The organism is Oceanobacillus longus (genome assembly GCF_042650085.1).
Taxonomy (GTDB): domain Bacteria; phylum Bacillota; class Bacilli; order Bacillales; family Amphibacillaceae; genus Oceanobacillus; species Oceanobacillus longus.
Window position 1 is genome coordinate 321715 of sequence record NZ_JBHSAO010000008.1, and the last position, 14572, is coordinate 336286.

Below are 14572 nucleotides of genomic sequence, written 5' to 3' on the forward strand. Positions count from 1 at the left end.
GATTACATTTCCTTTAAGATCTTATGACCGTTATGTATAATTGCACATCAAAAATGCCTACCTTACCTATTAGCGGGGTAGGCATTTGATGTTAAAGATTTACTAGGATATCTTTTTTATTCGTAAAGGGTTCGCTGTTTGAAATTCCTTTAACTGAATCATTGATATATAAATCTTTTTCGAACCAATCCACCGTATTTATTTGTTCTACTCGATAAATAAATAATTCTTCATCTAAAAGATTTTCATTGCTATTGACTACAATATATTTAATCTCCCACTGTTCCGAATCATAAATCATATCCACAATTTTGCCAATTTTCCCATCCTTTGCATGAACTTTGAAACCAATCGTTTCATCTTCACTTCGCAGATTTTTTTCATTCGACTGATGTTGCTCCCGCCGCAGATGAGGTTCTTCCGGTACCTTTTCCTTATGACGACTGCTCTGTTCAAATGTACCTAAAGGTGTACGTTCTGTCCCCAATAAGGCATTATCCCGAAACGAATTCCAACCATAATAGTCAACTAAGTTATTTTCCTGTTCGGATGAAAGATCTTCATTTTCCGGTACTGGTGGACTATTGCGAATCGTATCTTTATCATATTCCACATCCACATATTCATCATTATTATTCACACTTACAAATGTATTTGGAGGTAATAAAACCTTTCTACCTGGAAGCCACTTTCTTGTATCCACAATAGCGTATCGAATGTTCCAGTTTTGATCGTTAAAATATAAATCTTTAATTTTCCCCATTTCACCATCTGTTGCATGTATACTGAAGTTTTTCATTTGCGATGTATAATAGTACATATAAAACGCCTCCATGAAAGGATTTATTTACTGTATACCCTTTAATAGAGACGTTAAACCAATAATCTTATTCAGTTGTATTTATAATAACTCAACTTTCGCAGCAGTAAAATAGGTAACTGGATTAAACTTAGAATTCTTGCTAAATTTGGTAAATTAAGGCTATATACGTAATGTCTGTTGATTTTTAAGCATCGCAGTTGAGATAAAATGCGAACTAGGACAAGTAACTTCGGCGATCGCTCTGGGAAATATACTGCGCTTTCCACGGGCGGCTGGTGAGCCCCTTCATGCTGACGCATTTCAGTGTCTCACCTATGCCTCTCTTCCCGTTGGAGTCTCCGTGTATTTCCCAGAGCTGGCTAGAAGGTTGCTAATAATTACACTTGCATGGCTAAAATAGCAACATACAGCTTCACCAGTCCGGGTGAGCGGCGGGCGGTGACTCCTGCGGGAACAGCACGTGTCCGAAGACCAGAAGAGTGGTTTTCTCTTCAGGGCTGAGGCCGTGCCCGCGGAAAGCATCCGCCCAGAGTGATCCCGGACGGCGGGAAAGCAGTTACTTCGTAGTTTATATAAAATCCGAAGTAAGAAAAGTAACTAAATTAATGAAAAAGGACTTGGAATTTAGATGTATCTGGAATGCTTCGTGCAAACAGTTCATCCAAAGTCAACTTGAGCTGTGTATCACGAGCCCTCTTCATTCTAACAAGGCTAATTTATCCATTTCATTCTTCAAAAGTTGAGTAATAATGATCGATTGGTATAAACAATCCTACTTTGCCATGATGATCATGGTCCATCGTTGCGAATATGATGCCAAGTACTTCTCCATCCTCATTGATAATCGGACTGCCGCTATTTCCTCTATATACAGGTGCTTTTATCATCAATACTTCTTTATCCCAGTTTGATAACTGGGTATAGCCTAGAATGTTCCCTTCGTTTGCAATTCCATTGAATCGTAGTGGGTTTCCTATAAAATGGATTGGCTCATTCTCATCAAATACCGTTTTTTCTGACAATGTTAAATATGGTAGATCCTCTTCACCTATTTGAAGTACAGCCAAATCGATGTCAGGATAGGTTTCTTCAACCTCTGCATTAAATAGACCTTCATCAGGAAATGCAACTGTCACACTTTCTTCTCCTTCAACTACATGATGGTTCGTCAGAATTGTCCCATCCTCTGTTATAGAAAAACCTGTTCCCTTACTATCATCCGTTTCAACAACGACCACTGCTTTTTTATACCTTTGAATATCTTCATCCGTTGATAATTTTGCAGAAGTAATCAGAAAATCAATTGCTGGAATAGAAAATGTCTGGGGTAACAGAGCAAATACATTAAAAGCTAATGCACAGGCAATTAGCCAAAACGCCCATTTGGGAAATGGACGTTTTGGTGCAGATTCTTCATTCATTTTAGCTCGTTCCAGGGCTTTTCTACGTTCTTTCTGAACAAGCTCATATAATTCCTCGTCATCAAATTCTTCATATAAATCATCATCTATTATGTCATCTGGTTTGTTATCTTTGGAATCCATATGTCACCCCACACGCTGAATAATGTTTAGACAACAGCTTTAACTTCGCCCTTTTGCATCTGATACATCTGATAATATAAACCTCTTTCTTTTATAAGTTTATCATGATTTCCTTGTTCTTTGATAGTGCCACGATCAAGAACAAATATCATATCAGCCTGTTGGATGGTTGATAGACGGTGTGCAATGACAAGTGTTGTTCGGCCTTCTTTCAGGACCGCCAACGCTTTTTGAATAATATTTTCCGTTTCCGTATCAATATTCGCCGTTGCTTCATCCAAAATCAGTATCGCTGGGTCAAATGCCAATGCACGTGCAAAAGAAATAAGCTGACGCTCCCCAAGCGAAAATGTTGTACCACCTTCCGTTACAGCTTCATCATAGGAATTCGGCAGTTTATCAATAAAACGATTTGCTCCAACCGCTTTTAATGCGCTTATCGCCGCTTCTTTCGTTATGTTCGGATCATTCATGGTTACATTGGAGACGATTGTCCCTGAGAATAAAAATGGATCCTGTAGTACGATCCCCATATGACTTCGCACTTGTTGTCTGGACCATTCCCTTGTATTGTGACCATCGATTGTTATAACTCCCTTCCCGGCGTCATAAAATCGAAACAATAAATTCATAATGGAACTTTTCCCCGAACCCGTATGACCTACAAATGCAGCAGTCTGACCTTCATTTATCTGAAATGAAATGTCTTTCAGTACGTAATCTCCATTATTATAGGCAAAAGATACATGGTCAAATTTAATTTTTCCATGATATTTATCGACTTTCTCATTATTGACATGTTCCCCATCACGGTCTAGCAATTCAAATACTCGAGTCCCTGCAACACGAGCCTGTTCAAGCAATGGAAGCTGGTTCACAATATCTGTAACTGGTTCAAATAGTCTTGTAATATAATCAACAAATGCATATAGCATTCCGATTGAAATAACACTTGTCATTCCAATCGAAGAGGAACCGAAATACCAGATAAACCCAACGAATGTCAGGTTTCTAATAACAGTTACCAAATTATACGATGTCAGTGCACTTAATTTAATCAGCTTTTTCTGGTACGTATAATTACGCTCATTTAATACTTCAAATTCCTCTTTTGTTTTGTTTTCACGATTGAATGCTTGTATTACTGGCATTCCCTGAATGGCTTCGTTAATATTCCCATTTATTTGACTGATCGTTGCACGGATTACTTTATTATATTTTGTACCAAAATATTTATAGGCTTTCATCCACCCAAATAATAATGGAATCAATAATAAACACATTGCTGCAAGCTGTGCATCCAATATAAATAAGGCCACAAAAATACCACCCATGTAGACAACGCTTGTAACAATAATTGATAATACCCGCTCATACAAGTCCCGAATAGCTTCCGTATCATTTGTTATTCTTGCCACAATGGAACCTGCTGGCTGATCCACAAAATAATTGATTGGGATACGCTGTGTATGATCAAATAAATCATTACGCATCTTCTTAACTATCTGATTAGCTGATTTCTGCAGTAAAAATGTCTTAAAGAATTGAAACACCCCTGCAATAACGAGAAGTACCATATATAATATCAACAGCATCATAATAGGTCTCTGTTCCGGTTGAAAGAAAGGATATATTTCGGTTAGTGATAGACTGTCAGCATCATAGCTATAAACCTCATTAGATGTCGTAATACGAATTTGATTTCCCTCAAGAGAACGTTCCCCTTCAAGTGGTACTTCCTCATTTATAAAATAGTAGGTTGTGCCAATTTGGAATAACGTTGCTTGATCACCTATCAGATCATCTGAACTGGATAGACGATCATTTCGTTTATAAAAACGACTATTATATTCAACCGTTTGATTATCGTCATTATTCGCAATTTCGTGCCAGTATCCTTCTATTCCTAGTATATGTTTATCGATAACTGTTTTTGCGATTAATGGTCCTGTAAGTTCTAAAGCAACAGCAATCATTAAGCAAAATAAACCGATTAATATTCCTTTCTTGTAATTTAGTGCATATTGAAATAATCTCTTTTCCGTTGATGGCTTCATTACAGTGCCACCTCCCCATCCTCAAGCTGCTGATACTGTTCTTGATACCAGCCATCCCGCTGCACTAATTGTTCATGCGTCCCTTCTTCGACTATCTTACCGTCCTCGAGTACAATAATATGATCCGCATGGGTTACTGCTGACATCCGATGTGCTGCAATAAAGGTCGTTTTGTTGCGTCTTTCTTTTCGTAAATGTTCAATAATTTTTGCTTCCGTCTTTCCATCTACAGCTGACATCGAATCATCCAGAATTAGTATTTCAGGATTTTTAATAAAAGCTCGTGCCAAGGCAACACGTTGTTTCTGACCACCAGATAAAGTAATTCCACTCTCACCAACTTGCGTATCTAAACCATTCGGCAGTTGTTTCATATCATCAAGAAAATAGGCAAGGTCCATGGCCCGGAATATTTCTTCATCTGTTGCATCCGATTTCCCAAATTGAATATTTTCTCTTATTGTCTTGGAAAACATCATTTGATCTTGCGGTACATAGCCAATCCAACTTCTTATCAGTTCTAAGTCAATATCATTGATGTCTGTATCCGACACGTTAATCGTGCCTTTCACACCAGGAAATTGTCTCAGTAATAATTTAAAGAGCGTTGTTTTGCCTGCACCTGTCTTTCCCACAACACCAATGGTTTGCCCTTTTAAAACATGCATCGATATATTTTCCAATTGATTTCTTTCCACTGAAGGATAGGAAAAGGATACATGGTAAAAGTGAATGGAATCGACAGTTCGAACCAATTTTGGCTTAACTGGATTTTGTACATCGGCTTCATAGGCCATCGTCTCATTTACTCGATCCAATGATGCGTTACCACGCTGCATAATATTGATCAGCTCTCCTACTGCAAACATCGGCCATATGAGCATCCCAAGATAGACATTAAATGTTACGAGGTCCCCAAGTGTCATTACACTTTCAAATACGAGAAAAGCACCATACCCTAAACCAATCGTATAAGACAATCCAACAAGAATTTTCATCGTTGGTTCGAACAATGCATCAATTTTTGCTACCTCAATATTTTTCTTATATACATTTTCGGTCATTGACTGAAATCTATCAGCATCTTGTTTTTCCTGAACAAATGCCCGGATAACACGTACTCCTCTGATTGACTCCAATACCTCGTTATTCAAATTTCCAAATGCCGCCTGTGCTTCTGTGAATCTCGAATGAATTGCCGAACCATATTTATTCATAATAACAGCCATGATAGGCAATGGAATGAGTGAAGCAAGGGTTAACTCCCAACTGATTGTGAATCCCATAACCGCCACAATCATCAACATAAAAATACTTGAGTCCACAAGGGTAAGAACTCCAAATCCAGCAGTCTGACTTATCGCTTTTAAGTCATTCGTAGACCTTGCCATCAAATCTCCCGTACGATACTTCCCATAAAAAGTTGGGGTCATCTTAAGAAAATGTGAGATCAATCGACTCCGCATCCACCTTTCCAGAATAACTGCTCCTCCAAACAGGGTGTAATCCCATAATGAACAATTGTTAGCACGAGATAGCCAATAATCAGCGCTGTTAATAGCTGCATCGTCAATGTCTCAAACTGTATATGGTCTATCGTTATACCAACAAGTTTAGGTGGAATAAGTCCAATTGCACTTGCGAGAATCAAGGAGATAATTGCAAATGAATACCTTTTCCAGTAATGCTTAAAGAACCAATCCAGCTTTTTAAATACCTGAAACATTTTTCCACCTTCTATTCTTTCTTTTTTAACCAAAAAAGTTCAGTAACTACATACACAAAAAATGCATACGTCTATGACGTATGCATACAGCAGGGCAAATTTCTCCCTCATATTTCAAAAGGTCACAGATGTGACCTTTAAATGATTAACTAGTTATGTAATTACTAAACTCATTCATCACAGAGGTCACGGGTACTACTATGCAATTATACGGCTTATGAATGATAACTCTTTCCATCGTAGTGACCTCCTTCCATATATTCTAATTCCCAATAATTATAGTATTAAGAATATTATTAGTCAATAGCTTTTTTTAGTTTTCCTGTATTTTTGAAATTTAAACAGCCCTAAAAAGCTTATTTTCATAATGATTTGCTTCTAGGCCATTGCAGAATCGAGATAAAATACGAACTAGGATAAGTTACTTCGGCGACCGCTCTGGGGAAATATACTTCGCTTTCCGCGGGCGGCTGGTGAGCCCTCCTCGTGCTTCGCACTCCGGGGTCTCACCGATGCCTTTCCTCCCGCTGGAGTCTTCGTATATTTCCCCAGAGCTGGTTTTAAGCTTACAAACTGATAAGTGCATTAGTGATTTATAAAATTCATATTACCGAGCTTCACCAGTCCGGGTGAGCGGCGGGCGGTGACTCCTGCGGGAACAAATGTTTTCGGTGGGGCGAGTAATCGCAGTCCCAGCACGTGTCCGAAGACCAGAAGAGTGGTTTTCTCTTCGGGGCTGAGGCCGTGCCCGCGGAAAGCATCCGCCCAGAGCGATCCCGGACGGGAGGAAAAGCAGTTACGTCGCAGTTTATATATTTTGCGAATTAACAAAAATCTTTTAGAAAACACCAAAAAAGAGAACTGCTCAATTTAGGGTGAACTGCTCTTTATTTTAGGTTTATATATGAACTTTTTTGGTTCAAGTTCATCTTTTTTATTACAACCAAGACTTACCATAGTTTCAACTTTTCCATGTGACACATTGGTCGATAGAGAAATTTCTTCCAGGGTTGCATGAGGTCTTTTACGGATATAATTACGAACTTGTTCGCTGTCCTTAAGACATGTTAAGCACATCATGAACGGGCTGCTTTTCATAGGTTCTTTACATAAACGACAATTTCGAACAAAGTCTCCCATTTCCTCACCCCTTTTTGGTTTATACTTACATATTACATCAATAAATGTATCTTAACAATGACAATTACGAATGTTTCGAAAAATGGTTCCTAAGCATCAAATTCTGTCATTCCTTTTCAATATAGTTCCATATATCCCAAAAAAATGCTATAGTTTTTACCAAAGATTAAAAGGAGTTGATTAAATGCACTTAGATGAAATGCTTGAATACAATAAACAATTTGTATCAGAAAAAAAATACGAAGAATATACAACGGATACGTATCCAAATAAAAAAATGGTCATATTTACTTGTATGGAATCACGATTAGTCGAATTATTACATCGAGCATTAAATATCCATAATGGTGATGTAAAGATGGTTAAAAATGCAGGTGCTATTATTCGGAAACCTTTTGACAGTATTATGAAAAGTATTCTTGTTGCAGTATTAAAATTAAAGGCTGATGAAGTGGTTGTCATTGGACATCATGACTGCGGAATGTCCAATGTTGATACAGCTGCTCTTAAGAAAACCATTGTTGAACGCGGTATATCTGAAGATACCATACACAACCTAACAAATGGCGGAATTAATCTCGATGAAGAGTTTCATGGATTTGATACTGTAGAAGAGTCTGTCATGCAAAGTGTATCTATTATTCGAAACCACCCACTATTGCCTAAAGAAGTGAAAGTTCACGGGTTGGTTATCAACCCCGATACAGGAAAAGTTGACATTGTTACAAGACATTAAATATTTTGAACTACCACTCTAAAAAGAGTTGGTAGTTTTTTTAATTTTATTCATAAATATTTCTTTTTACCGGCATACTAAATAGAAGAAAGATGGTATGCCGGAGGGTTTCTATGAGAAAAAGTCGAAAAAACAAATATACAAACATTTTTCCAAGCAAAATGGAACAACTTGAGGAATTGCTTACAAGTAAATTTGAAAATAACACCGATTTGAGCTTCTCTGTCTATAACCATTTAAATAAGAAAATAGCGGTATTTTATATCCCCTATCAGGTGACACCAGAAAAAGTCGAAGCTTTATTATTAAAGCCATTATTGGAAAATGATAATGCGTGGGACCATGAGAAGGTCTTAAATGATATCCCCTTAAGTTCTGGAGAAAAGACAACTGTATTAGAGGAAATACTCGAGAAAATAATTAATGGTCATGTAATTATTTATGTAGAAAATGAAGACATGGCAATTAACTACCCTATGTTAAATGTACAAAAAAGAGCATTGTCAAAAGCCGAAACAGAAACGGTCGTCATTGGCCCTCAAGTTGCCTTTACGGAATCATTAACTACGAATCTAAATATTATGCGCTGGCGAATCCGGTCAACTGATCTCGTTATGGAGAAAATCATGGTTGGTGAAAGATTCCCCCGCGAAGTACGTTTAGTCTATGTTAAATCAATTGCAAATGAAACCGACATTCATACGATGCGGCAACGATTACAAGAGCTGCATGTCGACGAAGTGGAAGACAATAATGTACTGATGCAGTATATCGAGGACGATTCCTTTACCGTTTTCCCACAATTTTATTCAACTGAGCTTCCAGATCGGGCAACGTATGCAATAACAAAAGGAAGAATTGGCGTACTCATGGAGAATAGTCCAAACGCAATCCTTGCTCCATCTACCTTATTTAGCTTTTTTGAATCAACAGAAGACTTATATATGCGTTGGAATACGGGCTCGTTCTTAAGAATACTTCGGTTTATATCGATGATTATAGCGGTAACACTTACCCCGCTGTATGTTGCTGGGGTTACTTACCACTTTGAAACTATACCAACGCAATTACTTGTTTCAGTAGGTCAATCAAGAGCTTCTGTACCTTTTCCACCCATATTTGAAGCAATCTTTCTTGAATTGATGATTGAACTCTTAAGAGAAGCTGGTGCCCGGCTCCCAACAAAGGTCGGACAAACGATTGGTATTGTTGGCGGTGTTGTTGTTGGAACAGCTGCCGTACAAGCAGGAATTACGAGTAATATTTTAATTATCTTTATCACTATTAGTGCCTTGGCCTCTTTTACAGCACCAAGTTATTTAATGGGTACAACGATTCGTATCCTCCGGTTTCCGATGATTTTGCTGGCTGGAATGCTCGGTATTATTGGCATACTGTTTGGGATTAGCTTTATACTCATCCATTTATTAAGAATAACTTCATTGGGAAGACCGTATTTGACACCTATCTACCCATTTCGTATGGAAGATCTTAATAAAGTATTATTTCGCTTACCTCAATCCTTTCAAGGAAAAAGATTTGCTTCATTCCGACCGAAGGATTTGATTCGTTTCAAAGAAAGAAGAGCAATAAATAAAAATGACATCGATGAGTAGGAGATATTATGGAAATTAATGTGAAAATGAAATCAAGTCTACAATTTAATGCATTTTATTTATTTTTCATTATTTCTTCGATTCAATTAGGTGTTGGTATGTTAGGAAGTCCTACCTATATCTTTGCCGAAGCTCGTCAGGATTCTTGGATTTCGGTTATTATCACTTCAATCTTCGTCATCTTTGTATTATTCGTTATGCTTTTAATTCTAAAACAATACGAGAATGCGGATATACTCGGGATTCAAGTTGACATTTTTGGGAAATGGTTTGGAAAATTACTCGGTTTCGTTTATATCGTTTATTTTGCATCTGCATTATTATCGGTCGTAATTACTTATATAGAGGTTGTGCAGATTTTTCTTTTCCCTGAAATAAGCACATTTACAATGGGACTAATTTTACTAATTCTAATCATTTATACGGTTCTTGGTGGTATCCGTGTCATTATTGGAGTGTGTTTTATCTTTTTTCTCTTTCCACATTGGCTCTTATTACTCTTAATTGAACCATTAATGGATATAGATATCACGCACTTTCAGCCCGTCATGCAAGCTTCTCTAGTCGAATTATTACAGGGGGCTAAGGCTTCAGCGTATACATTCTCAGGGTTTGAAATCCTTTTTATGCTCTATCCATTTATACAGAATAAAGAAAAAGCGAAATTACCTGTAATATTAGGCTCTTTATGGACATCTTGGATTATCCTGCTAACAACAATCATTGTAATTGGGTTTTTCAGTGCAGATCAAATTTCAAGAAGAGAATGGTCTGTGCTTGGCCTCTTTAAAGTTCAAACCTTTTCCTTTGTCGAACGCTTTGATTTTGTCGTTGTAGCAGAATGGATGATGGTTGTCACTCCGAATATGGTTCTTCTCATGTGGGGAGTAACACATGGAATGAAGCGATTGTTTCTAGTACCTCAAAAGATCACATTATATGTTGCATCTGCATTGTTGTTAGTAGTCTGTATCTTCATGGACTATCATTTTCAAATTCAAAAGGTAACTAATTTCATTTCACAAGCTGGCTTTTGGCTCGTATTTGTATATCCATTTCTGCTACTTCCAATTGTATTGTTAAAGAAAAGATGGCGTCATCATAAAGAGGGTGTAAGTAATGGGCCTTAGAAGAAAAATAGTTCTTATAATAATAATAATTACGCATCTTATTTTCCTGTCAGCTTGTATTTTACAAACAAGGGAAATAGAGAGTTTAGGGATTATACATACACGGGGCATAGACATTGCAGCGGACGACGATAACCAAATTGAAACTTCCGTCGTTGTCTTTCAATTTGATGCCCAATCCGAGGAAATCACCACAACTTTATTCGGCAAAGGACATACGTTAAAACAATCGTTGAATGATGCGGGACGTCAAACAAAATATGCTCTAACACCAGGACAAATCCGTGTGGAAATTTATAGTAAAGAAATTGCACAAAGAGGTATTTTACCGTATATAAGTACATTGGTACGGGACTCCCGTGTTGCAGATACGATGTACTTAGCAATAAGTAATACACATGCAAAAGAATTACTTACCAAAGGGCAAGATGCAATTACATCTACCGTTGGACAATATATTGAGGGTATATTGGAAAAAGAAATTGAGGAAAACGCGATTCCCAATTCTTCTTTATATGACTTCTCACGCAGGGAAACTGAAATTGGGCAAGATCCAGTATTGCCTATTATTGACTTAGTAGAAGATAGACCGGCTTTAACAGGACTTGCTGTATTCAGAGACGATAAACTTGTTGATGAGGTTTCATTAGAAGATGCCTATTTAATTCACCAATTTTTAGATACAACAAAAAATACGCCTCTTGATATCACTCTACCTGTAGAACCTTTTGAAAAATATATTAAAAATAGTGGAGAATTAGAAGATCCGGAAAACCTGTACCTGAGGCTAACCGTTTTAAAAGGGAAAAACAAGACAAAGATAACTGATTTTCAAAATTTGAATTATAAAGCAACTATTAACATAGAGACAGACTTATATGAACTATCCGAACACATAAGGATAGACAATGAGGAAATTTTAAATTTACTCGAAAAAGAAGTTGAAAAAGAAATCACAAGGCAGTATGACACCCTTTTCGCTAAACTACAAGAACTCAATACAGATCCTTTTGGCCTTGGGACCATTTATCACTCTAAAAAAAGGGAAGGTAATTTTACTACGGAAGAATGGCGTGAAAAATATCCGGATGTGACAATGGATTTCAATGTAAACGTGGAAATCAAGCATTACGGAACATTCCAATAAGTATGACTGAGTATAAAAAAATCATCCCAGGCTAATCAAGACCAGGGATGATTCTTATTACTTACTAACACTTTTAATAATTTCAATGACTCGATTACGTGATTGTTCACTTTTAAACTCTTTCATTGTATCAACCATGATTGGAGCATATTCCTTTAGTTGTAACAGCTCTTTTTTCAGTGTTCCTTCGGTAAGATTTCCTTCCTCAAGGACTCTTGCATAACGTTTTTCCTGAAATGAATTCGCGTTAATTATTTGGTCTCCTCGACTCGCACTTTTGGATAATGGAATTAACAGCATCGGAATACGTAAAGCCAGGAATTCAAATATCGCATTCGAACCAGCACGAGATAACACATAGTCTGTCGCTGCAAAAATATCTTTTAATTCTTCGTTAATATATTCAAATTGCACATATCCGACTTCATCTATCGATTGATCGATTTTATCTTGCCCGCAAATATGTATGATTTGAAAAGAAGATAAAAGTTCAGGTAGACTTCCTCTTATCGTTTCATTAATTTTTTGTGAGCCGCCACTCCCACCCATAATAAGCAGCACAGGCAATTTACCTGTTAAACCGGCAAAGCTCAGACCATCTTGTTTACTCCCCCTAAAAAGTTCTTCGCGAATAACCGCCCCTACATATTCCGCTTTTTTCTCTGGAAGATATTCCATGGTTTCTGGAAATGTTGCAAGAACTTTCTTTGTAAATGGGATAGAAAGTTTGTTTGCAAGCCCTGGTGTATAGTCAGATTCGTGAATAACAGATGGCACGCCGCGCAGTTTTGCAGCCGCAACAACTGGTACGGAGACGAACCCACCTTTTGAAAAAATGACGGTCGGTTTACGTTTTCCTATAATCCGATATGCTTGCATCGTACCTTTCATCACTTTAAATGGATCTTTCAAATTTTCCTTAGACATATATCGGCGCAGTTTCCCGGTGGCTATCGGGTGGTAGGTGACACCTTCTAGTTGACCGATTAATTTTCTTTCGATTCCATCATAGGAACCTATATAATCAATTTCCCACCCTTCTTCCTGATAAAAAGGAATCAGAGCCAAATTGACAATAACATGGCCTGCTGTTCCACCACCAGTGAAGAGAATACGTTTATTTTTCATTAAAAGGACTTCCTTTCTTTCACAAATCATCATAACCAAGTATAATAACTTTTATGTGTCTGTTCAATTAAGAGGTTGGACTTTTGAACATCCTCTCTTATTTCTCGTTAGGATACACTCTCTATCCTATTAGAAAATATCAGAAAAAGGAAGAGTTAAATGTACGAAACATCTACGCTCAAAGAAAAAATAAAGCTATTTATCATAATTTTATTCCCAATTCTGGTTACACAAATCAGTCTAAATTTAATGACATTCTTTGATACAGTGATGTCCGGCCGTGCAGGTGCAGCGGATTTAGCAGGTGTCGCAATCGGGTCCAGTCTCTGGATACCAGTATCAACTGGAATTAATGGGATTGTCCTGGCAATTACTCCGATTATCGCTCAACTTCTTGGTGCTAAATTGAAAGGTGAAGTTCCCAAAATTGTTCAGCAGGGAATTTACTTGGCAATCGCCTTTTCCTTTCTTATTATTGCAGCAGGTGCCTCTGTTATAAATCCGGTACTTTCGTTAATGGACTTAGAGCCAGAAGTAAGCAATATTGCAAAATACTATCTTATTTCTATAGGCGCAGGGATTATACCCTTATTTATTTTTAATACGATCCGTTGTTTTATGGACGGATTGGGACAGACGCGGGCTTCCATGATCATTATCTTAATATCGTTACCCCTTAATGTCTTTTTTAATTATATCTTTATATTCGGCAAGCTTGGAATTCCAGCTTTTGGTGGGATTGGAGCTGGTATCGCTACAACCTTGACGTATTGGGTCGTATGTATCATTTCCCTTATTGTAATGCTTCGCGTCCACCCTTTCCGTGAATACAATATATTTGGAAGTTGGTACCTTCCCTCACTCAGACTATGGGCAAATCAATTAAAAATTGGAGTTCCAATTGGGGCCGCGATTTTTTTTGAAACTAGTATCTTTTCTGCTGTAACCTTATTAATGAGTGCCTATGACACATATACGATTGCAGCACACCAGGCAGCTCTAAACTTTGCCGGACTTCTATACATGATTCCATTAAGTGTCGGGATGGCGTTAACGATAGTTATTGGCTTTGAAGCTGGAGCTAACCGTTATAAAGAAGCACGGATCTACGGATATATTGGTATGAGTGGCGGTGTATTTATTGCCATATTTGCCGGGGTTATTCTGTTCGTTTTTAAGGGACCAGTTGCAGCCCTATACAATACGAATCCAGAAGTCATTGAGCTTACGAAGCAATTTATCTTCTTTGCTATCTTCTATCAATTGGCAGATGCATTTGGAGCACCGATTCAAGGTGCACTTCGGGGTTATAAAGATGTAAACATGACATTAATTATCGCATTAGTTTCCTATTGGGTTATCGGGCTCCCAACAGGATGGATATTAGCAAATTACACATCCCTTGAACCATTCGGATATTGGGTCGGTATTATCGTCGGTCTTAGCTGTGGTGCAGTAGCATTATTATGGAGGTTAATTCATATTCAAAAGAAATACGCAAACATATAAGGAAAAAGCTCATTCG

10 protein-coding genes and 1 pseudogene are annotated in these 14572 nt (G+C 37.5%); 5 read left to right on the plus strand and 6 right to left on the minus strand.

The genetic code is table 11. The features are described 5' to 3' along the window. Window positions 1–91: 91 nt before the first annotated feature. From ACFOUV_RS12240 to ACFOUV_RS12260, 5 genes and pseudogenes are all read right to left on the minus strand, one after another. Entirely contained in the window at window positions 92–820 is a 729-nt protein-coding gene (locus ACFOUV_RS12240) for a PRC-barrel domain-containing protein (RefSeq protein WP_379497055.1), read from the minus strand. Between the two features lie 728 nt (window positions 821–1548). Then, a complete protein-coding gene (locus ACFOUV_RS12245; RefSeq protein ID WP_379497056.1) occupies window positions 1549–2367 on the minus strand; it encodes a S1C family serine protease in 819 nt (272 codons plus the stop codon). A 26-nt stretch (window positions 2368–2393) separates the two neighbouring features. Then, window positions 2394–4424, minus strand: a complete 2031-nt coding sequence (locus tag ACFOUV_RS12250; protein ID WP_379497057.1) for an ABC transporter ATP-binding protein — start codon at window positions 4422–4424, stop codon at window positions 2394–2396. Beyond that, window positions 4424–6150: pseudogene (locus tag ACFOUV_RS12255) on the minus strand (ABC transporter ATP-binding protein). The gene ACFOUV_RS12250 and the pseudogene ACFOUV_RS12255 overlap by 1 nt, the downstream one beginning before the upstream one ends. An 870-nt stretch (window positions 6151–7020) precedes the next feature. Then, a complete protein-coding gene (locus ACFOUV_RS12260) occupies window positions 7021–7290 on the minus strand; it encodes a hypothetical protein (protein ID WP_379497058.1) in 270 nt (89 codons plus the stop codon). Window positions 7291–7474: 184 nt separating this feature from the next. Here ACFOUV_RS12260 and ACFOUV_RS12265 point away from each other — a divergent pair, with 184 nt between their 5' ends. From ACFOUV_RS12265 to ACFOUV_RS12280, 4 genes are all read left to right on the plus strand, one after another. Further along, window positions 7475–8026, plus strand: coding sequence for a beta-class carbonic anhydrase (locus ACFOUV_RS12265; RefSeq protein WP_379497059.1), 552 nt, complete (start codon window positions 7475–7477; stop codon window positions 8024–8026). 113 nt (window positions 8027–8139) lie between these two features. After that, the gene (locus ACFOUV_RS12270; protein WP_379497060.1) at window positions 8140–9642 is read left to right on the plus strand and encodes a spore germination protein; all 1503 of its coding nucleotides are present in this window, start codon (window positions 8140–8142) and stop codon (window positions 9640–9642) included. Window positions 9643–9650: 8 nt separating this feature from the next. Then, window positions 9651–10772, plus strand: a complete 1122-nt coding sequence (locus ACFOUV_RS12275) for a GerAB/ArcD/ProY family transporter (protein WP_379497061.1) — start codon at window positions 9651–9653, stop codon at window positions 10770–10772. Beyond that, complete coding sequence (locus tag ACFOUV_RS12280; protein ID WP_379497062.1) at window positions 10762–11919, plus strand: Ger(x)C family spore germination protein; 1158 nt, start codon at window positions 10762–10764, stop codon at window positions 11917–11919. Before ACFOUV_RS12275 ends, ACFOUV_RS12280 begins: the two co-directional genes overlap by 11 nt. Before the next feature lie 57 nt (window positions 11920–11976). Here the strand turns inward: ACFOUV_RS12280 and ACFOUV_RS12285 are convergent, their stop codons facing one another. After that, complete coding sequence (locus ACFOUV_RS12285) at window positions 11977–13047, minus strand: undecaprenyldiphospho-muramoylpentapeptide beta-N-acetylglucosaminyltransferase (RefSeq protein WP_379497063.1); 1071 nt, start codon at window positions 13045–13047, stop codon at window positions 11977–11979. A 159-nt stretch (window positions 13048–13206) separates the two neighbouring features. Between ACFOUV_RS12285 and ACFOUV_RS12290 the strand changes: the two genes are divergently transcribed. Further along, window positions 13207–14556, plus strand: a complete 1350-nt coding sequence (locus tag ACFOUV_RS12290; protein ID WP_379497064.1) for an MATE family efflux transporter — start codon at window positions 13207–13209, stop codon at window positions 14554–14556. Window positions 14557–14572 lie beyond the last annotated feature (16 nt).